This window comes from Shewanella pneumatophori (assembly GCF_023283895.1).
GTDB classification, from domain to species: domain Bacteria; phylum Pseudomonadota; class Gammaproteobacteria; order Enterobacterales; family Shewanellaceae; genus Shewanella; species Shewanella pneumatophori.
In genome coordinates this window covers 278,262-301,200 of sequence record NZ_JAKILB010000002.1, presented here as the reverse complement: position 1 = coordinate 301,200, position 22,939 = coordinate 278,262, and the positions used below count along the sequence as shown (strand labels likewise).

21 protein-coding genes are annotated in these 22,939 nt (G+C 43.3%); 8 read left to right on the top strand and 13 right to left on the bottom strand.

Annotated elements, in window-relative coordinates:
• Positions 1 to 126: 126 nt before the first annotated feature.
• Positions 127 to 951: an ion transporter gene (locus L2740_RS04360; protein ID WP_248948903.1), complete on the bottom strand. Its 825-nt coding sequence runs from the start codon at positions 949 to 951 to the stop codon at positions 127 to 129.
• Between the two features lie 407 nt (positions 952 to 1,358).
• Positions 1,359 to 1,655, bottom strand: coding sequence for a winged helix-turn-helix domain-containing protein (locus tag L2740_RS04355; RefSeq protein WP_248948902.1), 297 nt, complete (start codon positions 1,653 to 1,655; stop codon positions 1,359 to 1,361).
• Between the two features lie 224 nt (positions 1,656 to 1,879).
• Between L2740_RS04355 and L2740_RS04350 the strand changes: the two genes are divergently transcribed.
• The 3 genes from L2740_RS04350 to L2740_RS04340 are packed head-to-tail and all read left to right on the top strand — an operon-like array spanning position 1,880 to position 4,834.
• Positions 1,880 to 2,755 (top strand): PH domain-containing protein, encoded by an 876-nt coding sequence (locus L2740_RS04350; RefSeq protein WP_248948901.1) that lies wholly within the window; start codon positions 1,880 to 1,882, stop codon positions 2,753 to 2,755.
• Positions 2,745 to 4,259: a PH domain-containing protein gene (locus L2740_RS04345; protein WP_248948900.1), complete on the top strand. Its 1,515-nt coding sequence runs from the start codon at positions 2,745 to 2,747 to the stop codon at positions 4,257 to 4,259. Before L2740_RS04350 ends, L2740_RS04345 begins: the two co-directional genes overlap by 11 nt.
• A gap of 2 nt (positions 4,260 to 4,261) precedes the next feature.
• Complete coding sequence (locus tag L2740_RS04340) at positions 4,262 to 4,834, top strand: DUF924 family protein (protein ID WP_248948899.1); 573 nt, start codon at positions 4,262 to 4,264, stop codon at positions 4,832 to 4,834.
• 62 nt (positions 4,835 to 4,896) lie between these two features.
• On the opposite strand, the gene L2740_RS04335 is transcribed toward L2740_RS04340, so the two are convergent.
• From L2740_RS04335 to L2740_RS04325, 3 genes are all read right to left on the bottom strand, one after another.
• Positions 4,897 to 5,340, bottom strand: a complete 444-nt coding sequence (locus tag L2740_RS04335; RefSeq protein ID WP_248948898.1) for a universal stress protein — start codon at positions 5,338 to 5,340, stop codon at positions 4,897 to 4,899.
• A gap of 104 nt (positions 5,341 to 5,444) precedes the next feature.
• Positions 5,445 to 5,876: a universal stress protein gene (locus tag L2740_RS04330; RefSeq protein WP_248469746.1), complete on the bottom strand. Its 432-nt coding sequence runs from the start codon at positions 5,874 to 5,876 to the stop codon at positions 5,445 to 5,447.
• Between the two features lie 109 nt (positions 5,877 to 5,985).
• Positions 5,986 to 6,366 (bottom strand): SpoIIAA family protein, encoded by a 381-nt coding sequence (locus L2740_RS04325; protein WP_248948897.1) that lies wholly within the window; start codon positions 6,364 to 6,366, stop codon positions 5,986 to 5,988.
• A 191-nt stretch (positions 6,367 to 6,557) separates the two neighbouring features.
• Here L2740_RS04325 and L2740_RS04320 point away from each other — a divergent pair, with 191 nt between their 5' ends.
• The 3 genes from L2740_RS04320 to L2740_RS21505 all read left to right on the top strand — a co-directional run bounded on the left by L2740_RS04320 (position 6,558) and on the right by L2740_RS21505 (position 9,022).
• Positions 6,558 to 7,988, top strand: a complete 1,431-nt coding sequence (locus L2740_RS04320; RefSeq protein WP_248948896.1) for a coniferyl aldehyde dehydrogenase — start codon at positions 6,558 to 6,560, stop codon at positions 7,986 to 7,988.
• A 51-nt stretch (positions 7,989 to 8,039) separates the two neighbouring features.
• The gene (locus tag L2740_RS04315) at positions 8,040 to 8,612 is read left to right on the top strand and encodes a TetR/AcrR family transcriptional regulator (protein ID WP_248948895.1); all 573 of its coding nucleotides are present in this window, start codon (positions 8,040 to 8,042) and stop codon (positions 8,610 to 8,612) included.
• Between the two features lie 188 nt (positions 8,613 to 8,800).
• On the top strand, positions 8,801 to 9,022 hold the full coding sequence (locus L2740_RS21505; RefSeq protein WP_420833505.1) for a DUF1272 domain-containing protein: 222 nt from the start codon (positions 8,801 to 8,803) through the stop codon (positions 9,020 to 9,022).
• A gap of 41 nt (positions 9,023 to 9,063) precedes the next feature.
• Here L2740_RS21505 and L2740_RS04310 read toward each other — a convergent pair whose 3' ends face one another.
• The 7 genes from L2740_RS04310 to L2740_RS04280 form a co-directional block, all read right to left on the bottom strand.
• Positions 9,064 to 10,440 carry a sensor histidine kinase gene (locus L2740_RS04310; protein WP_248948894.1) on the bottom strand — a complete coding sequence of 459 codons (1,377 nt, stop codon included), beginning with the start codon at positions 10,438 to 10,440 and terminating at the stop codon, positions 9,064 to 9,066.
• A gap of 43 nt (positions 10,441 to 10,483) precedes the next feature.
• Positions 10,484 to 11,956, bottom strand: a complete 1,473-nt coding sequence (locus tag L2740_RS04305) for a sigma-54-dependent transcriptional regulator (RefSeq protein ID WP_248948893.1) — start codon at positions 11,954 to 11,956, stop codon at positions 10,484 to 10,486.
• A 205-nt stretch (positions 11,957 to 12,161) separates the two neighbouring features.
• On the bottom strand, positions 12,162 to 13,373 hold the full coding sequence (locus L2740_RS04300; RefSeq protein ID WP_248948892.1) for an ABC transporter permease: 1,212 nt from the start codon (positions 13,371 to 13,373) through the stop codon (positions 12,162 to 12,164).
• 26 nt (positions 13,374 to 13,399) lie between these two features.
• A complete protein-coding gene (locus L2740_RS04295) occupies positions 13,400 to 14,701 on the bottom strand; it encodes an ABC transporter permease (protein WP_248948891.1) in 1,302 nt (433 codons plus the stop codon).
• Positions 14,702 to 14,722: 21 nt separating this feature from the next.
• Positions 14,723 to 15,454 carry an ABC transporter ATP-binding protein gene (locus L2740_RS04290; protein WP_248948890.1) on the bottom strand — a complete coding sequence of 244 codons (732 nt, stop codon included), beginning with the start codon at positions 15,452 to 15,454 and terminating at the stop codon, positions 14,723 to 14,725.
• 84 nt (positions 15,455 to 15,538) lie between these two features.
• Positions 15,539 to 15,781: a hypothetical protein gene (locus L2740_RS04285; protein ID WP_248948889.1), complete on the bottom strand. Its 243-nt coding sequence runs from the start codon at positions 15,779 to 15,781 to the stop codon at positions 15,539 to 15,541.
• A gap of 19 nt (positions 15,782 to 15,800) precedes the next feature.
• On the bottom strand, positions 15,801 to 17,063 hold the full coding sequence (locus tag L2740_RS04280) for an efflux RND transporter periplasmic adaptor subunit (RefSeq protein ID WP_248948888.1): 1,263 nt from the start codon (positions 17,061 to 17,063) through the stop codon (positions 15,801 to 15,803).
• A 466-nt stretch (positions 17,064 to 17,529) separates the two neighbouring features.
• Here L2740_RS04280 and L2740_RS04275 point away from each other — a divergent pair, with 466 nt between their 5' ends.
• Positions 17,530 to 18,687 carry a porin gene (locus tag L2740_RS04275; RefSeq protein ID WP_248948887.1) on the top strand — a complete coding sequence of 386 codons (1,158 nt, stop codon included), beginning with the start codon at positions 17,530 to 17,532 and terminating at the stop codon, positions 18,685 to 18,687.
• 187 nt (positions 18,688 to 18,874) lie between these two features.
• On the opposite strand, the gene L2740_RS04270 is transcribed toward L2740_RS04275, so the two are convergent.
• On the bottom strand, positions 18,875 to 20,401 hold the full coding sequence (locus tag L2740_RS04270; protein ID WP_248948886.1) for a sigma-54-dependent Fis family transcriptional regulator: 1,527 nt from the start codon (positions 20,399 to 20,401) through the stop codon (positions 18,875 to 18,877).
• Positions 20,402 to 21,371: 970 nt separating this feature from the next.
• Between L2740_RS04270 and L2740_RS04265 the strand changes: the two genes are divergently transcribed.
• Complete coding sequence (locus L2740_RS04265; RefSeq protein ID WP_248948885.1) at positions 21,372 to 22,931, top strand: flavocytochrome c; 1,560 nt, start codon at positions 21,372 to 21,374, stop codon at positions 22,929 to 22,931.
• Positions 22,932 to 22,939: the final 8 nt, after the last annotated feature.

The following is a 22,939-nucleotide window of genomic DNA, read 5'->3' as shown; positions in this document are numbered from 1 at the left end:
TTTTATCTAAATTGGGTAAAGCTTACTCTCAAGTTATTAACAACCTTGAGAGTAGATATGAATTAAAAAACCAACATTATGAAAAGATATGAACAACAATAAAGCGGCTGAGCCTACTTAAAACGATTAACTTGCTTTACTCATTAATAAGCCTTTTAGCTCTTCAATTTGCATTTTAAGCTCTGCAACATCGGCTGCGCTGGCAGGCTTATCGGCTGGTTCTTGCGGCGCATCTTCACCGCGCATTGCAGCGGTTTCTTGGGTCATCACATCTAGTACTGCACCCACCATCATATTCAAAAATACGAACGCAGTTAAAAAGATAAAGCTTAGATAGTAAATCCAACTCAGTGGATACACCGCCATGGTCTCGTACATGATCGAAGTCCATGACTCAAAAGTAGAGATCCTAAATAGGGTTAGCATGGCAACCGACACATCGCCCCAAAGGAAATCATTCACGTTGGCGAAGAACATGCTACCAATCGCACCATATATGTAGAAAATCACAAACATCAATAAGGCGATATAACCCATGCGAGGGATCGCTTTTAGCAGCGCATTCACTAGCATTCTGAGCTCGGGGATCATCGACACTAGACGCAGCACTCTAAAAATACGCAATAAGCGCGCGAGCAATATCGCGGAGCCGCCAGCAGGGATCAGGCTACCAATCACAATGATGGTGTCGAATATATTCCAACCATTACTGAAAAAGCGTTTGGGGCCGTCGCTGGCTAAAAAGCGGATCACAATTTCGATGGCAAAAAACACCGTAATACCGATATCAAGCAGCGCAAGACTGCTCTCCATCCAGCTTGGCAAATGGTAGGTATGCGCACCAATCGATAGCGCAGACACCACAATAACGAAAATAATGAAGCCTTGAAAAAACTTACTATTATCAATTTTTTTTAGTTTTGACTGTAAGCCAGAAACATTCGCAAGCACGTTGTGCTCCTATATATGCAATAAATTAAGATTATGGGAATAGCTAGGCAACTCAAGCCAAGAGTTAGCCTATAAAAACAAAAGATCGCGCAGTTTAATAAGCAAGGCTTAATTTTGTGTTAATTAATACAGGATCTCGTGCACCTTCATCCGCAAAAGGTACTGCCATAAACCGCTTTTAAATTGTGAGTAAACGTACGCAGGCCCATAGAGGACAGCGCTCCGCTAAATAATTGCCCTACAATACGTTCAGGTTTAGCCAGCGCACTCGCCGTGGAGCACCTTCAACAAAAAGTGCTGATCCCACTCGATGGCGAAACACTAAGCCTATAGTGAGGCTTTAATCACTTGCTATATCTGCAAACAATTAGGGCGCTTCACCACGCCCTACTTTAGTTAATAGCAGCTTAAGCTAGCTGTTGCTCAATCTCTGCAAGGTGTAACTCAACCCATTCACGGTTGATTGCCCCCCACTGATTTATACGATAAAAACCGGCATTATTACGCTCGCCGTCTTGTACAAACTCGCACTCAATCGCTAAGTCGCCCAATACCGCAATGGCATCTTGTAAGGTTCGACGCGGCATATTGGTTAACTTGTGCAGTGATAATAGATTATGTCTTTCACTATCAATTAAGTAGGCGATGTAGAGCTTACGTAAAAAAGCTTTTTGCTGTTTCGATTCAGTAAAATTCAGGCTCATATTCTTCGCTATTGTTATTATTAAAAAGAGTTAGCGATAAACTACGCGATTAGCTACAAATAACAAGTGGATGCAAAGCACATTCAACCCAATGTGTTGCCAAATATGTCTCGCTATAGCGGCAACCTCTGCCATGCTGATATAGTCAATTAAGCAAAACATTTAAATTAGTGACAACTTAAGTTAGTAAAAACTCGGATTAGCGATAACTGAAACGGTGGCACATGAGTAATCATAAGGACAGTCAACTAGAGCATGACGCTCTAAATCAACTCCATTCAGAGCAACATGCAGCTAAGCTTGAGCAAGCGCCTGAGCATGAGGTCAGCCCAGCTCTCAACTCCAAACACCCCAGCCTAAAGCCAGAGTTAACTACAAAACCAGAGTTAGCGACAAAACCAGAGCCGTCAGACACAGCCACAACAGAACACAGCTGCGCAGCAGAATCTAGCAGCGCAGCAAAACCTAGCCCCGTGGCAGCCAATCATCAGCGGCTTGCTCAGCAGCAATGGCAAGGCTTTGAACAAGTAGCTCTCGAGCCCGTTCATGAAAATCACTATACCCAAGTAAACACAGAAAGCCTGATCTTTACCTGTGTTTTACTCATTGTAGCTTCGTTGGTAATCATACTGCCTGGAGACTTCTATTTAGCCAAGGTTCTCGGTATTAGCGTTGCGGCGTTTATCGTGATTAGTGTTGTGAGCTATGTGCGCTATCAGCATGCTAAATCACTTGCTTACGCCGTTTGTGAACATGAGCTAATAATGCAGCAAGGATTTTGGTGGGTTAAACGCACCTCACTCCCCTACTCAAGGCTGCAACATGTGAGTCTTTCTCACGGCCCGCTAGAGCGACACTTTAACCTCGCCACCATAAAATGCTTCAGTGCCGGCAGTGGCTCAGCCGAAATAGAACTGCCAGGGATAGAGCAGCAAACAGCAGAACAATTGCGCCAGCACCTGTTAAATCAAGCTGCCAAAGCCAATCCAACGACCTCAGCTCAAACAGACTCAAATCAAACAAGCATAACACCAGAAAAAGACACTATAACGAGTCAGTCTGAGCAGCCAACCTTGGGAAATAGCGATAATGACGCATAAATTCTCCCAGTGGTCATCGCTGTCATCTTGGTCGATTATCAGCTTTACCTTGCATGCTTTAAAAGCACTATTTAGCAGTGGTTATGCCATTATTCCGGTGGTCTATACCGGTTGGCAAAAAGGCTTCAGTAGCCCTTGGGTGATTGTAGTCGCTGTTGGTGTAGTCTTAGCCATCTTTATTTTTAGCGTGCTGCAGTGGCTTAAGTTTCGCTTTCGAGTCGAAACAGACAAGCTCATCATTCGCCACGGCATTATCTTTAAAAAGGCCGATGAACTGCCGTTTACTAAAATCCAAAATGTACGGTTAGAACAGCCACTCTATTTCCGCCCAATGGGGCTTTACCGACTCATTGTTGAAACTGCGGGCTCTAAAAATAATGAAGCAGAGCTGTCTGCACTCAATTATAAAGATGCACTCAGCCTTAAAAAGCAGTTAATGGCCGAGCATGACTCGCAAATAGCCCAAGCTGAAAGTTCAGCTAGCGCTGATTCTAATGCTATCGATTCAAAACAAGTCAGTACCCTTAGCCGTAAGAATATTATCGAGCTACTGCTATTTGGCCTTTATCAAAATAACGCTATTTGGCTTGCAGTCATTTTAGGACCTATTTTTGGCCAGCTAGATTGGGAGTCAGTGGAAAACCTGCAGCTAGCTCAATCATTCTTAGCTTGGTACGACAGTAATGTTGCAGTGAGCATCTTATTGCAACTATTGTTTGCCACGTTAGCCTTAATTGTGTTTTACCTTCTGTTCTCTATTTTATCTATAGCATCCGCGGTGCTGAAATATTTCCCCTATAAACTCAATCGCAGCGGTAATACCTTGCAGCGCACAGGCGGTATTATTGCTAAGCAAAACGATGCCCTAGCCATTAAGCGCATTCAAGTCATTAAGTTTTATCAGCCAATAGTTGGCCGTTTACTCAAGCTATGGACAGTGTACTTTAAACAAGTCAAAGGCCATGAAGTTGAAGGGCGCGGTAATACCAATATGCTTATTCCTAGCATGACACGAGCCGATATTAGTGCCCTGATGCCAAAGCTTAAAGGGATTGAAGCAACTGCCACATTATTACCAACCCACTACCAAGGGATCCATATGGGGTGGTTTTGGCGTCGTGGTTTATTGCCTTTTCTGGTGCCAGCGATTAATACTTATGCTTTAGGCTTAAATCTTTTCACCGATATTATGTGGATTGCAGCGGCACTCTTTAGTATCGGAATTTACCTAAAATACCGTCAATATGGCTATGTACAGCAGGGCGACAACCTGTGGTTTCATTCCGGGCTACTTGGCCATAGCTGGCAACTTATTGCGTTAAGTAAGGTGCAGCATGTTGCCATTTCGCAATCACCGAATCAAAAACGCAGCGGCCTAGCAAACCTTGAAATTGGTCTTGCTAGTGGTACAGTTACACTGCCTTATATTTCAGTCATTGCCGCGCGAGACATTGCAGAACAATCGCTTGCGCTTATTCATAACGACCACCGAAACTGGATATAGCTATGAACACAACAACCTCAACACTAGAGCATGCCTTTACCCCAGACATGATTATTAACTTTTGGTTTGAAGAGATTGAGCCAAAACAGTGGTGGATTAAAGATCTTGAGTTTGACCAGCTTATTGCTGAGCGATTTGGTGCATTGCTAGAACAAGCCATGCAAGGCGAATTATACCATTGGCGCGCCAGCCCCAAAGGCCGACTTGCAGAGATTATCGTGTTAGATCAGTTTAGCCGTAATATTTATCGCGATACGCCAAAGTCTTTTGCCGCCGATCCTGTGGCACTGGTTTTAGCCCAAGAAGCGGTTGCGGTAAACGCAGACTCTGAGCTCAAAGCTAAGCAAGTACCGTTTTTATTTATGCCTTATATGCACAGTGAATCTCGCGCTATACATGAAGTTGCCGTACGACTATTTAATCGCGAAGCCGCTCAAGCTAATTTAGATTTTGAGTTAAAACACAAAGCCATTATCGATCAATTTGGCCGCTACCCACATAGAAACAAGATTTTGGGTCGCGAGTCGACAGCAGAAGAAATTGCTTTCTTGCAGCAACCAGGATCGAGTTTTTAATACCCACAAAAAAGCCAGCTTAGCTCATAAAGGCTTTGCTGGCTTTAACTACTCAATTAGCGCTACTTCACCACAAGTACTGGGCATTTAGCCTTGTTGGCAAGCCCTTCGGCAATGTTCGGGTTAAGCAAGTGCGAAATGCCCTGGTGACCATGACTAGCAATCACTATCATACCTATTTCACCGACTTTAGATTCGGCCAAAATCTGATCTAATGCATCGCCTTTCCGCACCACAGTTTGCACGGTTAAGCCATCATTTAGCTCTTGTAGCATTTGCGATTTTAGTTTGTCTAAATTGCCTTCGGCGGCGGCTTCTATTTGACGATCTAACTGCTGAGCCGATTCCATCGCTATACCATAATGATACTCACTTAATGGCTCACTCATTACATGCACAAGCCTCACACTCACGCCATATAAGTTTGCCATTTCAATGGCATAATTCATGGCATGCGATGCTGTTTCAGAAAAGTCGGTTGGGCATAAAATTTGTCGGGTACGCATAAACTCTCCTCAACCAAGCCGATTTTAACTTGGCTGCTAAATAATAAACTGCAACTACTAACCCTATAAAATCATTTAATTAAAACGCCTTACTATAGTGCGCTTTATTTGACGACTAAAACCGGACATTCAGCACGATTTGCCACACTCTCTGCGACATTGGTATGTAAAAAGTGAGCAAGCCCAGTGCGACCGTGGCTGGCGATAACGATCATTCCAGCTTCAGATACTTCCGCTTCTTTTAAAATCTGCTCTGCAGCGCTACCGTGGCGAATAACAGACTCAACAGATAATTCACTGTTTAGTTCTTTAAGTAAGGTTTTCATGTTTTCTGCCGCGCTATCTTCCATACTCTGCGCCAGCTCAGCAGGCGTAACAACCAGCATTTGATAGTTATCTACGCCAACAGGCTGCTCTATCACATGCACGATTCTTAGGCCTACATGATAAAAATTTGCCATTTCAATTGCATACCTAAGCGCATGCGATGCAGTTTCAGAAAAGTCTGTTGGACATAAGATTTGACGAGTTCGCATAATTAATTCCTCCAAACATTTACCTACTACTAAGGTAAAACCACAAACTTGTGCCAGCATTAATTGAAGATGAAAATGGCTCTAAAGCAAGCCAGCTCAATACCTAAGGTTAGTCATTAAGCCAGTCACGCGCCTGTTTTTTGCTTTCAAAAAACTTAGCATCATACGGGGTAAACCAATCAGCGATTTTCGCCATCCATTGTTGTAGCTTGCCTTCACCTACAATGGCTATTTTTTTGAATGCTTTACCATGCTCGATGCCAATTTTAAGATCATCCCATGCAGCTCTAAGCTCCCAGCCTTCTAGCTGTGAAATATCTGCCAGCACATTAATCTCTGGCCTATCCACCCCAGCAATAGCGGCCTCAAGCATGGGCACCATATACTCATAATCCTCATGCGTCAGTTTACCAATGGCGACAAATGTCATATAAAATTCATTGTCACAGCGTTCTATTCCTACTGAAATTCCGTGTGTTTCATTGGCCATTTTCAATCCTTAACTCGCAAGTTTTTTATGCTGATTGGTATTACTCCCTACTTCAATTTTAGGGCCATTACGAGAATAAAATTTGATCTCGGTCACATCTTGTTGCGGTATTTGCACTTTAATAAAAAGTTCATTATATTAAAACTGACTAATCAGTCGGGCAATTAATCAACACCAATGGAGCTCAGTCAATGAACATGCACATCGACAATCAAACAGCGCAGCCTCTTTCGCAAGTACTAGTTAAAATGCGCACGAGCTACCTTAGCGAACCCGCAGCTAAATACGATGCCAGAGTCGAGCATTTAAAGAGCTTAAAGGCAGCGATTTTGGTGTATCAAGAGCAACTGGTACAGGCGTTAAACCGCGACTACGGTAGTCGCTCAGTCGATGACAGTATGATTTCCGATATCATGCCCTGCATTAACAACATAAATTACAGCCTAAAACATCTTAAGAAGTGGATGAAACCAAGCTCGCGCCACGCCGGTCTGCTGCTCGCTCCAGCCAAAGTTAAGGTGCATTATCAACCTCTAGGTGTTGTAGGCATTATCGTGCCATGGAACTTCCCTATCATGTTGTCGGTTGGGCCGCTGATTACCGCCCTCGCTGCGGGTAATCGTGCCATGATTAAATTGTCAGAATTTACCCCAGAAACCAACAAAGTCATTAAAGCCATGCTAAGCAGCATTTTTGATGACACTCATGTGGTGTGTATTGAAGGTGAAGCTGAGGTTGCGGCTGAGTTTTCATCATTACCCTTTGATCATCTACTTTTTACTGGCTCAACAACTGTCGGTCGCCATGTTATGCGCGCTGCAGCCGATAACTTAACTCCGGTCACCCTAGAGCTAGGTGGCAAGTCGCCAGTCATTATTGCCGATGACATTGCTATGGATATTGCTGTTGAGCGAATGATTTACGGTAAATGCCTCAACGCAGGGCAGATCTGTGTCGCCCCTGATTATGTGCTCGTGCCTCGCGCTAAGCTTAATAACTTTATTCAAGCCTATAAAGCCAAATTTACTAGCATGTACGGTAGCAAAGTCAGTGAAAACCCAGATTACGGCAGCGTGATTAATCAGCGCCAATTTGATCGTATTATGCAAGTGCTAGAAGATGCCAAGAGCAAAGGGGCGCAGATCACCAGCGCCAATGGCGAAGCGATTGACAATGAAAAACGAAAAGTACCTACCCAGCTGATTGAAAATACCTCAGACGAAATGTTGCTGCTACAAGATGAGATTTTTGGTCCCTTGTTGCCTGTGATCTCATACAACAGCTTAAATGAGGCGATTGAATATGTTAATCAGCGCCCTCGCCCACTCGCTCTCTACTTAATGAGCTTTGATAGCAAGGTACAACAACAAGTGCTGACTCATACCCACTCTGGTGGTGTATGCATTAATGAAACCGTGTTCCATGTGGCTGCCGATGATGCACCATTTGGCGGCATTGGGCCATCGGGTATGGGGCATTACCATGGCAAAGAAGGCTTTTTGACCTTAAGTCATGCTAAAACCGTACTAAGCCGTGGTAAGTACCTCAACACAGGTAAGCTAGTGCACCCTCCATATGGTGGCTTTATCCAACGTGTACTGATGAAGTTCTTTTTACGTTAGTTTCAAACATAATCGAAAATCTAATTAAAATAGTCCGGATAAGATATTTACATGAGTCGTCTCGATAAAAAACAAGCGCTGTTAGATACAGCGCTAACACTATTTGTTAGCCAAGGTTTTCATGCCACTTCAACCGCATCAATCGCCAAGCAAGCAGGAGTCGCAACCGGCACGTTATTTCATCATTTCTCTTCAAAAGATGAACTAATGAAACAGCTGTTTTTAAGTATTAAACAAGAGTTTGCTAATGCAATAAAAGGCCAAATCAGTCAAAAGGGCGACATAAAAGCCGACGCCCAGCACCTATGGCAAGTCGCTATAAATTGGGCGATTGAAAACCCGTTAAAACAGGAGTTTTTCCAGCAATACTCTATGTCGCCGTCGATCCCAGCCGCTATTCGTCAGCAAGCTATGAACGATATTTTAAGCTTTATGGGTGAGCTTATTTTACAGGGGCAAAAAACAGGCGAACTAGCTCATTATCCACTATCCTTGATGCAGGAGAGCTGTCATGGCCAATTTTTGGCAGCAACACGATATTTTCTCGACCATCCCGAAACATGGGAAAACGATGAACATAAACAGGCTAGCTTTTCGATGTTCTGGAATGCAATGAAAGCCTAATACACTAGCCAATAGCAAAATCATGGATGAACCTTGCTACAGTTGTTGAGCTAAGTAATCGAACTAAGTTGTTGGACTAAACTCTTGCATTAAATTGCTAGATTAGCTCATTTAGCTAAATTGTGAGGCTGAGTGATTAAGCCAAAACCAACAACTGACAAATAGACGTGATATTCAAAGGAGTGAATATGTTAAGAATGAAAACTGAATGCGAGCACTGCAAAGCTAAACTTGCACGTAAAGCCGTCGCCTATATTTGCTCATTCGAGTGCACCTATTGTAAAAGTTGCAGTGAAAAGCTTCACTTCACCTGCAAAAATTGCCAAGGAGCACTGGTACTTAGGCCTCCAAGGTTAATTGAGCCTTTTAAGGTCCCGGCATCAGAACTTAAAAACACTCTGTTTAGTTAAACAACAGCTAAGACACTAAAGCCAGCACTAATGCTGGCTTTTTAATCGGTTGCTGACTGCGGTAACCATACACTAACACACAAGCCTTTATCTTCACGGTTATGCAGACTGATTCTACCGTCGTGTGCTTCGATGATCTCTCGGCATAACGGCAAGCCTAAGCCGGTTCCCGACTGTTTAGTGGAGTAAAAAGGTAATAGAGCTTGGCGTAAAACATCTGCTGACATTCCAGAACCTGCGTCATTAATCTCAATACATATACCTTGAGTTTGTTCCGAAAATACTGAGTCTTTAACTTCTAAACTGACTTCACTTAAATCAGAACCAGATTCATGCGCATTTTTAAGCAAGTTGAGTAATACCTGCTCCATCTGGATCAGATCAAAACTGGCCTGAGTTTCTGGTAAATCCCCCAATAACTTAAATTGGTAATGTTGTTTTAATTGGGCGATAAGAGTTTGCCAATCCACTGTGGTTTTAGTCGGTAGCGGCAGCTTTGCAAAACGAGCATAATTGAAAATGAACTGACTTAAATGTCGGGTGCGATCTTCAATAGTATTGAATATTAACTCGAGTTTAGGGTCATGCAAGTCTTTAGTGATCATCCGCCCAGAGTTGACCATAGAGGCAATAGGAGCCACAGAGTTATTGAGTTCGTGACTGATAATACGAATAACCTTTTTCCACACAGCAACTTCTTGGCGGTTAAGTTCGCGTGTCATCTGTTTAAGTAAGATAAGATGATGGAATTGGCCATTAAGTAAAAATTGACCTCGGGATAGATGCCAAGTTTGCGCGTCATTCTCATCGGTATCAGAACCAAGAGAAAACAGGCCTTCTTTAGGATTTTGCATAGCTGTTACTAACTCAGCAGAGCTACCTTGTAATAGCTCAGTCAAACTCATGCCTTCAATTCTGACTCCCTGGTTGAATAAATGCCGCGCAGCATCATTGGCATATATGACCCGCTTTTCATCATCAAGCAGTAACATCACATTTGGAGAGCTTTGAATGACTTTATCAAGCAAGAGTTCTCGCTGATAAATATATTGCCGTTCTCGACGTAACGTCTGTGCTGACTCATTGAATAAACTCGCCAGCGCTTTTAGTTGAGAGTCTCCGCTTAAAGGGATGTTTACGCTAAAATCATTATCTTTAAAATTTAGTAGGCCAACTTCCAGTGCTTTTAAGCTAGTTGCTAAGCTGCGAGTGCAAAAGTGGCTTAACATCGCCACCGCTATCAAGCTAACAACAAATATAGCGCCAAGCATTTTTGAGTGGCCGACAATCTCTTGCTGCAACTCATCACTTCCAAGCAACAACATGCCAGATAGAGCCAATAGTAAACCGCATGCAGACACTAAGACCGCTACAAAAACTAACTTAACGCTTAATGAAAATCCGCTCAGCTTGCTCATTACGATTTGATTCGCTTGATAATACTAACCGTGTAGCTTGCCATTATTTGTCAATCCCATACTTTTGCATTCGGCGATAAAGGGCTTGGCGGCTTAAACCCAAAGATTTAGCGACTCGGGCGATTACGCCATTATGCTCCTCGAGTGCATCCTCGATATTAGCCTTTTCATTTTGAGGCTCATCACTATTGAGATTATTAGCAGGTATATGTTCAGTAGAATTTGCGCCAATTGTCGCTGGGTTAGATGTCGTAGCTTGCGCCAACCTGTGCTCATTATGAGCGCTGTGTTCAGGCGTGATAGTGATTGCAGGCTTAAGCGAAAACTCAGATCCAATGCCACCATCCACTGCCAAGCCAAAGTCTGCTGCAGTAAGCTCAGAGCTCGTAGCTAAAATAACTGCACGCTTACAAGCATTTTCCAGCTCACGCACATTTCCTGGCCAATGATGTGCCTGCAATACTTGCTGGGTTTGTTTAGATAAAACAAAATCTGAGCCAATAAAATACTGCACTAAAGGTAATACATCATCTTTACGCTGGTTCAGCGATGGCAAAGCCAACTCAATGACGTTGAGGCGATAGAAGAGATCTTCCCGAAAGCGTCCAGTTTTAATATCTTCAGCTAAATCGGCATTGGTGGCACTAAGCACCCGCACATTCACTTTACGAGTCTGATGGCTACCTAAGCGCTCAAACTCGCCAGTTTGCAGTACCCGCAGCAGCTTAACTTGCCCAGACAATGGCAAATTACCAATTTCATCTAAAAACAGGGTGCCACCATCGGCAGCTTCAAAGCGGCCAATTCTAGTCTTAGCCGCCCCAGTAAAGGCCCCGGCCTCAGCACCAAAGAGTTCAGCTTCAAGCAAATCCATCGGCAATGCGCCAATATTGACCTTAATAAACGGCTTATTTTTTAGTGGTGAGTTAGCATGAATAATATCGGCAAGCTTGTCTTTACCCGCGCCATTCGGCCCAGTAATTAGCACTGACACATCAGATTTTGCGATTTGTAATGCTAAATCTACGCAGCGCTGCATAGCGCCGCTATTAAAAATAATACCGCAGAGGTCAGCATCTTTAATCGCCATCATACGCTGACTTTCTACTCGATTTAACTGGGCATTTTCTTTAGATAAACGGTGCAATGAAATCAGATTGCTAATGCTATTTAGTAACTTAGCATCATCCCAAGGCTTGCCCATGTAATCGGCTGCGCCCTCTTTAACGAGTTCAACTGCGATTTCTAGTTGGGTCCAAGCTGTTAGCAAGATCATGGGGAGGTCTGGTTGCTGTTGCCTAAAAGCATAAAACAGGCTTTTACCCTCTTCACCAGATGTTGTGTCTTGAGTGAAGTTCATATCTTGTACCACCAGCGCCACATCATGCAGTTGCACTAACTCTAGAGCGACTTCCGGCGATAAACAGGTAAGGGTACGGTAACCGTTAAGCTCTAACATTAAAGACAATGCATTACACACGGCTTGGTTATCATCGACAATCAGAATGGTATCCATAAACGCTTTTTTATTACTCCTGTAGTCATTCTTAAATTGCCGCATTGAGTTGGCTGCTCTTTACTAAGAGCTATCAATTAGTCGCAGTTAATTAGCTAGACTGAATTAATCGCTATCAAACTAACTGAAAGCCAAACAGAGTTAAAGTACCTCACTCTATTTGGCTTTAATTTAACAACGACTCAGTTTACTTTTAGCTTGCGCTTTATACACTGCGAGTCGCTGTTGCCGGTGAGATTCTTGCCGCTTTTTGCGCAGGTAAAATTACCGCTATGGTGGTTAAAACCAACAAACCTGCGACAGTGACGATAGGATAAATAAGCTCTAGTTTAGGTAAGCTATAAAGCGTCATTAATTGCTGACCAAGCTGCAAGGCGATTAATGCGCCGAGACAGCCTCCGGTTAAACATATCAGGTAGTTTTCAACTAAAAAGAAACTCACAATATCACGCTTTTTAGCCCCTAATGCGCGCCGAGTACCAATTTGTTTAGTGCGGCGCTCGACATTAAACATCACCATACCTGCCAAGCCTAACGAAGTGATAAGTAGTAGCAAGACCACCATCATTGAAAGCACTGTCGCCATCAGCTCATGATCTCGATATGAGCGGTTGCGGTGCTCTTTGATAGTTGTAAAGCCTCGAACGACACGGTTCGGGTGCTCTTTATGCAACGCAGCAGGAATCGCCTCTTTTAAATCTGCAATGGCAGACTCATCGGCGCGCACTAAAAATCGCGTGAAAGAGGAGCCCAACTCCACATTAAGGATCACGCTTCGGTTTAAGTTATCGTGATCAACCCAAGCACCTTGTAGGCGCTCCACCACACCGATAATTTTAATGGATTGCTCGCCAATATTACCGCGATACATTATCTGACCTACAGCGCTCTCATCAGCAAAAGTATCTTTAGCAAAGTCTGCTGACACTATGGCCGAATTTGCCAGCTCAGGGCCACCGCTACTCACCTCGTCAGGATGAAAATTTCGTCCCTCAACAAGCTTTAGTCCTAACGTTGAGATCATCTGCTCATCACCATAATAAAGCGCGGCGTTAGGTGTTTCCTTGCGATCCTCTTCACTGCTGCCATAGGTGAAGTTAGAAGCCCAGCCGCCACCACTAAGTGGCGTCATGCTGCTCGATGTGGCAGCCTTAACCCCGTCAAGATTACGGATGATTTCTACATCAATCAAGTTCTGCTTATTCGGATCGATGGCACCATCGAAGTTATAAATTGTTAAATCAAACACTTCTGACTCAGCAATACCTGAGTCACGGCTCATCAGCCCAACGCGCTCCGTAATAATAAAACTCGCATTGGCAACAATCGCAACAGATAAAATAATCTGCACCAATAACAGCAGTGGTCCACTTTTACTGCGCATCAACATGCTCAGAATAGGTTTAATTTGCAACATAGTAAGCTCCTTTCTCACTGTGTAACTTATTGGCTCTTAAGGTAAACACTAGGGTTAGTACTGCAGATCCGCCAAGCGGGATACAGACCTGCGATAATCGCTGCGCTAACCGCTATCATTGGAGCAATAAGCCACATACTTTGATCTAGCTGAGCTAAAGACTGTTCTAAATCAAACTTCGTCGATAAGACATACAACGCCCCCCAAGCCCAGAGTAGCCCGAGTACACCTCCACAAAAACCGATTAAACCTACTTCGACTAAGTGCTGAGCGAAGATCTGTAGACGGCTAGCGCCAATGGCGCGCCTTACCCCTACCTCAGGTGCTCGCTTTAAAAACTTTGCCAGTAACAATCCCAGCATATTCACCAGACAAACCACCAAGAACAACACACTCAAGCCAACCAACACCTTGTTATCTTCAGGTACCACGTTATGTTCTTTAAGCCATTGACCAACATCACTAATATCGCCATGAGCATCTGGGCGCTTAAAGCGGCCAATAAGCTTTTGCTGCTCAACATAAGCTGCTAGCCATTGTTGATACTCTTGCTGTTTAGCCGGTGTATCGAGCTCAACCCAATATTGCAACCAATGCATTTCAGAATTAAGCCTGTCTTGATAGGTACGTATATCTTCGCGGCGCCAGCTATTGTTATTGCCCCAGCTGTCAAACTCCTCAATAGGCGTAAGTGAGAAAGGCACAAAAATCTGTTCTGAGTTATTAAATGCACCGTTATTTACATCGTAATATTTCGGACTTGGATTCCACTGTGCTGTCACACCAACCACTTGATAAGGTTTACGATTAAGCAATAAGGTTTTACCTATACTATTGCCACCGCCAAACGCTTTTTGGTTAATGTCTTCATTAATAACAACCTTATAGCCACCTTCATCATCTACTTGTTTTTCCCAAGGGCCACCATAGATAAATGGCACATCGAATAAGCCAAAAAAGTCACTATCAATCACTCGCACGCTTTCAAGTATTGGCGCGAAATTGATATCTTCAGTTTGCACTGCAAGGCCAGTTCTAAACATGGCAGATTGCCTGACAGGAACGGCTGACGTCCTTAAGTTAAAAGCGTCTTGGTAAGTAATTTGTGGGGTAATTTCATCCCAAGTATCGTTGTCTTGGCTCAATAACCGCACGGCAAATAGCTGCGACGAACGCTCACCTGCAGGATTAATTGACGCCATTTTATAAACGTTCAATGTGGTAATGGTAATGCCTATACCAATCGAAATAGCCAACACCATAAGTAGCGACAAAAACGGCGTTTTTTTAATGCTGCGCCAAGCGAGATCTAAATAGTAAAAAAACATTATGCTCTCCTTAGCAAGCCATTAAGCCACTGACACAGCATCGGCAATAGATTGAGTCTTATTATCTGTCTGACCCGATTGGTACATAGTGAAGTCACATACTTGGCCGTCGACAATCTGAATATTACGTTGGGCTCGGCGAGCAAGCTCTGCATCGTGGGTTACCATGATAATTGTCGTGCCCGCCTTGTTAATATCTTCTAGTAGTTCCATCACCTGACGTGCCATTAGGCTGTCGAGGTTACCGGTTGGCTCATCGGCTAATAAGAAACGTGGCTCACCAGCGAGTGCTCTAGCTATTGCCACTCGCTGCTGCTGACCACCTGATAATTGAGTGGGTAGGTGCTTCATCCGAGCTGCTAAGCCAACTTGATCAAGAGCACGCTCCACACGTACCTTTCGCTCTTTGGCACTAAAGCCGCGATAACGCAGTGGTACTTCTACGTTTTCAGCTAGATTTAGATCTGAGATAAGATTAAAGCCTTGAAAAATAAAGCCTATCTTCTCATTTCGAATCGCGGCGCTTTTGTTATCGCTCAAATTGGAAATATTGACGCCATCAAGAAAGTAATCGCCTTGCGTAAAGCCTTCGAGTAAGCCTGCTATATTCAGGAAAGTGGTTTTACCTGAACCTGAAGGCCCGGTAACAGCAACAAACTCACCTTCATTAACCTCCAGATTAAAATCCCTTAGTGCATGGGTCTCAACTAAATCGGTTTTAAATACTTTGCTAATATTTTTCATTGATAACATGGTCTATATTCCCTTAATTCTGTTCGTCCAATCTGTAATAAAATGCTAAATCTTTACTTCAATTAAGTTTGTTTATACGGCGGTTTAATGGTTTATCGCTGCCAGTAACAACTCAATCGCCTTCATAATTACTTGCTCAACATCAATACAAGACACCTGTAAAACGCTGCCTAAACTGACTGACGCTTCACTGCCAATTTCAATCAAATTCAAACCGATAAACATCCAATCTCCGGCTCTTTCAGTTGAAACTTGTACCGCTATCACCAGCAGAAGTAACACGGCTGCAGTAATAACTTGCTGTTTGTTAAGTCTGTTGTTAACCATTGTCTGCTTCCTTATCTGACTAGCGGACTAATACTTGTTCGGCTTTCTTAAAAGGCTCGATACTTGATGTCACCCAAACATCGCCAACTTCACCACCTTGAATAACTTCAATATGACTCATACTACGAGCACCTAACTGAATAGCTGTTTGCTCAGCAATGTCATCGTGCATCACGTACACTTGTCGACCACCGCCACTGGTGACAAACGCGCCACGTTTTACCATCAGTACATTAGGGCGGTGCTCGAGTAATACTCTTGCAGATAGGCGCTGATTTTGGCGCAGCTGTAATGTGTCAACTTGCTCAAATCTGACTCTTGCGGTGACTTCACGATTGCGTACTTCAGGTGAGATAGAAGACAGCTCTCCCATTACGGTTATCGAGCCAAAACTCAGCTCAACAGCCATGCCTATGCCTAACTCATCGGCGTAAGATTCTGGTACGGCTAACTCCGCTTCAAACGCACTTAAATCAACAACGGTTAGAATCGGTTGGCTTTGACCAATACGTGCCTTTTGCTCAGTGAGCCAATTACCGATAATGCCGCCAACAGGGGCTTTGATATGCAGCGCAGCCACTTGACGCTCTAACTCTTTAACCACGAGGGCCTGACGGTCGACTTCCAAAGCCGTGTTTTTAAGCTCAAATGTTAAGGTGTCCTTCATCAATTGCGCTTCTTGACCAGCATGAGCGAATAGCAGCTTGGCTTTATGCAGATCATCTTTGCTCTTTTCGAAATCAATCTTGCTTATCAGTTTTGACTCAATTAGCTGATCACCACGGCGACTTTCTCGATCGGCGGCCTCTAAATCAACTTTAGCCATATCTAAGGTTTGCTTGGCTTTAAGTTGTTGGCGTCGAGCATCTAAGCGAGCTCTTTCTAATGAACTTTTCATGCCCTCAAGCAAGGCTTGTTGCTGCTTAAGGTTATTAGTCAGCTTATGACTCTCAATACTGGCGACCACATCCCCTTTGGCAACAGTGTCACCAGGCTTGGCTATTAAGGTGACAGAACCTTGCTCTGGGCTATACAAAACCGGCGCATTGGCAGCAACAATTTTACCTGTCGTTGGGATATCTCGAACCAAAGTCCCGCGCTCTAGAGTAGCGAACCTTAATTCAGAGCGTTTAATTGATGTAGCGATTGAGTCGCTATCGATGCTCGACCACACTAGACCAGAAACAAGCAATGCAGCTATGCCAAACATGGCTGGTAGCTTGAGCTTACTTGACGTACTCGCTTGCTTAATAATGTCTTGTCCGCTGGTATCTTGAATCATCTTCTTTCCCTAAAGTGTCCGCTGCAGCATAAAACGTTTTCGATAGATCTATTAATACAAGCACTGTGCCATAAATTAGAACAGAGAAAATAAATCAATAAAAACAACAGATTAACCAAAGCAAAAACAATCGAGTTAGTTAAGAGTGTCCGTTAGTAACACTTAAAAGTGTCCGAGTATGTTTAAAAGTGTCCGCTTAAAACCTAAGTGTCCGTTACTTGTCCATCGAGTAATCACAACAAAAGCATCAGTATCTACAACTTGGCATTAACAACGATATTTCAGTTTCAACACGATATTTAAAGATCAGCTTTAACGATATTTCGTGGTTGATAGATCTTGCTCCAACTTATTCCGTCTAATCCCGCTATTTCTCGCCTTGGCATGCTAACTGCTCTTTTAGGACTAATTAAAAATAAATCAAAAGCAACATAGCTTTAGTAAAAATAGAAATAGGGAAAATGATATGAATAAGAAACTGTTAGCCTTGCTAATTCCATCCATGTTAATGGCGGGCTCTGCGCAAGCGGTTGAAATTTACAATGACCAAACTAACAGCATCAAAATGATGGGCTGGTTAGGTTTTGCAGCCATCAATGACACTCACGACACCGCAGTTGTTGATAACTTCTCTCGTGTAGGTTTCCGCTTTGACCGCCAAGAAAAAAATGGCTGGCGCAGCTTTGCTCACACAGAGTGGGGCATCAATATGGTGACCAGCGATGACTCGTTAAATTACACAGGCGGTCAATTAGGTGCAGAAAAAAGCTCTGACTTCCTATTTAACCGTCTAGGCTATGTCGGTCTATCTAACGACAAATGGGGTAGCTTAACGTTCGGTAAGCAATGGGGTGTCTACTATGATGTGGCCTACACTACCGACGTGTTAAACGTTTACACCGGTTACTCTGTGGGTGCTTATACCTTTGGTGACGGCGGCCTAACTGGTGCAGGCCGTGCCGATTCAGCCTTTATCTACCGTAACTCATTTGGCAACTTAAGCTTTGCTCTGCAATACGCCGCGAAGCAAAATGGTGATGTGGCACTGTATGACAAAGATGGTATGCCAATTAACGATGGTTCACACGTAGATTTCGATACTAGCTATGGCGCTAACGTTGCTTACCACTTCAGCGACAAGTTCAAAATCCTTGCAGCTATCAACCGTGGTGACTTTAAAGGTGAACTAGGTGGCAATAGAGTTGATGATACTAACGAAATCATCGGTATTGGTGCCCAGTACGGTTCATTCTACCAATATGCACCAAACCGTGACGCTGACGGTTTCTATGTAGGTTTCAACGCTCATAAGAGTAAGCAAAACGAGCTAGTTGGTGGTGAGCTATATGACTCTACTGGCGGTGAGTTCATGATTGCTTACCAATATGAAAATGGTTTCGTGCCTAGCTTCTTGTTGTCTTATCAAGACTTAGACACTGATGCTTCAACTGAAATCAAAGGTGATTGGACACGTCAATTTGCAGTAGCTGGTCTTCACTACCGCTACAGCAACGACACTATTATGTTTGCTGAAGCGAAATTCGACTTTAGCGACATGGACGATAAGAGCTACGAAAACCTACAAGACAACAGCTACTCTATCGGTATTCGCTACTTCTTCTAATTCACTAAATGACTCAAACGCGCTCATCCCTTTACAGTGCGTTTGAGTATTAAAAAACTCATCCCTTAAAAGCCATTGAGTCCTCATCATTCTTAATGGCCCCTGTAACATTAGTCCCTGCAACAAAAAACACTTCCTCGGAAGTGTTTTTTTAATGGTGTTATTAGTTTATTGATACGTATTTTGCTTAACACAAACCCAATTTTTTCATTCTGCTCTTCAAGGTATTTGGATTCACATCAAGCAGTTCAGCCGCACCACCAGGGCCATAAAGCTTACCGCCAGTGATACGCATCGCATGATTGATGTACTTACTGATCATAGTATCAAGTGGTACCAATTTATCGCTGGCATGACTAGGGTCGACAATAATGGTTTGCCCGCTTTGGGTCGGCACTTCTTCTTTAGCTGCAGCAGTCAACAAGTCAAAGCTCAATGGCCCTGATGGGTTTTGAATAATTGCCCGCTCCAGTACATTTATCAATTCACGTACGTTACCCGGCCAAGCATAATTATTAAGCACAGCTAATTGCTCTGGCATCACTCTAGGTAATTTTTCTAAATTGAATTTAGCAGCTAAGGTTTCAATGAAGTGTTGTACCAGCAGCGGAATATCACTGCGACGTTGGCGTAATGATGGAATATCAATAGGAAAAACCGCGAGTCGATACCAAAGATCTTCACGGAAAGTTTTTTCATGCACCATAGCCTGCAAGTTTCTATGAGTGGCCGCAATGACTCGAATATCGAGATCGACACTTTCAAAGCCACCCACTCGAGTAATAGTGCTATTTTGTAATACTCGTAATAAGCGCACTTGTGCAGATAGCGGCAACTCGCCTATTTCATCAAGAAAAATAGTGCCACCATTAGCCTGCTCAAAATAACCAGCCTTACGATTTTCAGCGCCAGTAAAAGCGCCCTTCTCGTAACCAAACAACTCAGAGTCAATCAGAGTTTCAGGAATTGCGCCGCAGTTAACTTTAATAAATGGCTTACCGGCACGGTTAGATTTAGCGTGAATAGCGTTAGCAATGACCTCTTTACCGCAACCGGTTTCTCCCTGCATTAACACGCTGGTATTCAACCCTGCAATGGCGTCAACCTGCACCATCACTTTCTTTAAACCACCTTCAGAGCCAACAACACCATCGGCAGAAAATACGCCTCGTCTGAGGTTATCATTTTCCTGACTCAACACTTGATTGGCTTTAAGCAGATTTCTACCACGTAAAGTAAAGGCGGTAATTAGCGATAATGTATCCTTATGGGGTTCAATAAGATCCGCATGCAAAGGCTTAAATTGTCCGGGGATTTTAGAATAAAAGCCCACCACACCAAGGTGAGTGTTACTGCTGATCATTCGCAATAAGATCACAGATGAGATCTCCGGGATCACCTGGGGCGCAACAAAGTGAGTCACTTGATCATGTTTGATGTCATTAATGATCCGAATAACTGGACGGTCGTTTTGCTGCAGAACCTCAGCCATATCAGCAGAGATTTTTACCTGTTTATCAAGTGCTACCGCTTGTTGCTCGTTAACATGAGATAGGAATTGAATATCACCATGCTCAGGCCGATAGATATTGAGGAAAATACCGTCAATCGGTAAGTGCTGCTTGATAAACTCATAATAACGCTGCAGAGCAACTTCGAGAGATAAACTACTACATAAGCAATGAGTCGCTTGATAATAAAATTGTTCTTTCATTGAAATCTCGAGTTAATCACGAAGTTTCATGATGGTAAATGATTGCATATATAGGATCTGTGCCCCTGTTCATAAATTAATGTAAACAGAGGCTAAATTAATAGCCAAAGCTATTCGTCTAGCTTATTAACGCCCAAGGTAAAAGCTTAATAAGGCCACCTACTCTACAACTATAGTTGATTCTGTGAGTTCAGCGGTAATATATAAAAATATGTGAATTAGTCTAAATAATTTTAGCATCTGTGATGCTGTCACATCCAAATTACTACGCAATACTAAATAGCAAAACATCTTATATTTATCGCGATTAATTTAAAACTAAATCAGAGTTCACAAATATATAGTGCAGCACAACAACAAACGGCTTAAAGCACGTAGAATTGAGTTATCGACTAACTAGTAAAGTGTTAAAAAGCCCAGTGGCAAAGGGAGATAGCCATACTCTTCGCTCAACAACAAAGGAATAAGCGAGATAACACTAAGGCTGATATGCCACACTCGCCATTAAGCTTGTTTCAAGTTTATATATCACTGCTGCTGACTCATTTATAATCGGTAAGCCACACATGGCTCAATTTAATACCCCGTATTTCAAGCAGAGAAAACTAACCATTGGCAACAGTGCTAAACATCACAAATAAATATTTATAAAAACATATAAAAATGGGCAATTACCAATCTAAAACAGTAAGCAACTAATAATAGTGAATGTACAACTTATTATTGAGCCACTACTTAAACATAATATTAGTTGTTAGATTTTCACACTTTTTGCTAATGATATCTCAAGATAACCACGAAATATCAAGGCTGCCAATCATGATATTTCGTGATTTTATGTTCCTGCTCATAAATAAACAGCATTCAAGTCGCAATTGAACAGTTGGCATAGTCGCTGCAACTTTACCTGTATCAAATCGGGCACAGATAGCTCGGATAGCCAAATAAAATACAGATAGGGAACCAAGAGATGAACGACAAAGAACAAGTTAGTCTAGGCAGACGCCAGCTTTTAAAAGGCGGCGCAGCTATGGCGGTTGCCGGGCTAGGAAGTAGCGTAGCCTTGTCAACTAATGCCGCATGCGTACCACAAGCAGATGCTAAGTTTGACGAAGTTGTTGATGTGATCGTTGTTGGTAGTGGTTTTGCGGGTATGTCAGCAGCGCTACAAGCTAGAGAGAATGGCTCTAGCGTTATGATCATCGACAAAATGCCAGTATTTGGCGGTAACTCAACCATTAACGGCGGCGCCATGGCTGTTGCTGGTTCGCCTTTACAAAAGAAAGAAGGCATTGAGGATTCAGTTGATGTAATGGTTGCCGACATGCTTGAGTCTGGCCGCGGCATGAACGATGTAGAAATGCTTAAGCTTGTGTGTAACGGTACTTCAGAGTCTTGTGACTGGCTTATCGAGCACGGTGTTGAGTGGAAACCTTTCGTACAGCACTTTGGTGGTCACTCAATTCCACGCGTACTGCAAACAGTTCAAAGTTCTGGCGCAGGTATCATCCGCCCACTGATCAAAGTTGCCAAAAAGAATGGCATCGACATGCGTAATCAAGCCAAGCTTGAAGGTTTCATTAAAGATGAAAATGGCCGCGTAATTGGTATTGATGTACGCCAAGGTTATTACTTCCCGAAAGAACGTACTGGCAAAATGGTTAAAATCGGTGCCCGTAAAGGCATCATTATGGCTACAGGTGGCTTTGGTAACGATATCGAATATCGTCAAATGCAACAGCCTGAATACACTAATCAATTAGATTCTACTAACCACGCAGGTGCGACATCTGAAGCCCTAAAGCAAATGATGCTATTAGGCGCTAACCCGATTCACTTAGATCAAATCCAATTAGGCCCTTGGGCATCTCCCGACGAAAAAGGCTTTGGTACTGCATCTCAGTTTAACACTATTGCGACTTACCCAAGTGGCATCGTAGTTGATGTGCGCACTGGCGAGCGTTTCTTTAACGAACTTGCTGACCGTAAAGCTCGCGCAGATGCCATCATGACCCGTCGTGACGCTGAAGGTAATCCTGTTTACCCAATCGGCTTTACTAACGCTGAAGGTGCAAAAGACGCACAAACATTAGATTGGGGCCTGAAATACAACGTTATTAAGAAAGCAGACACCCTAGAAGAACTTGCAAAAATCTACAACATGCCAGCAAAAGCACTGAAAGATCAGGTTGCTCGCTGGAATGAATCAGTGACTAAAGGCAATGACAGTGAGTTTGGTCGCCCAATGCAAAAGGCGATGTTACTTGATAAAGGCCCTTGGTATGGCGTGCGTATGTGGCCAAAAGTGCACTACTGCATGGGCGGCGTAAAGGTAAACACCGCATCTGAAGTACTGCACCTAGTGACCAACAAACCAATTCCAGGATTATACGCAGCTGGCGAAGCCACTGGCGGTATTCACGGTGCAAGTCGCTTGGGCGCATGTGCTGTAGCCGAAGGTGTGGTAACCGGTCGTAACGCGGGTCGTCACTGTGCAGACAGCCAAGCTGTGGCTCTAAAACTTGCTTAATAAATCGC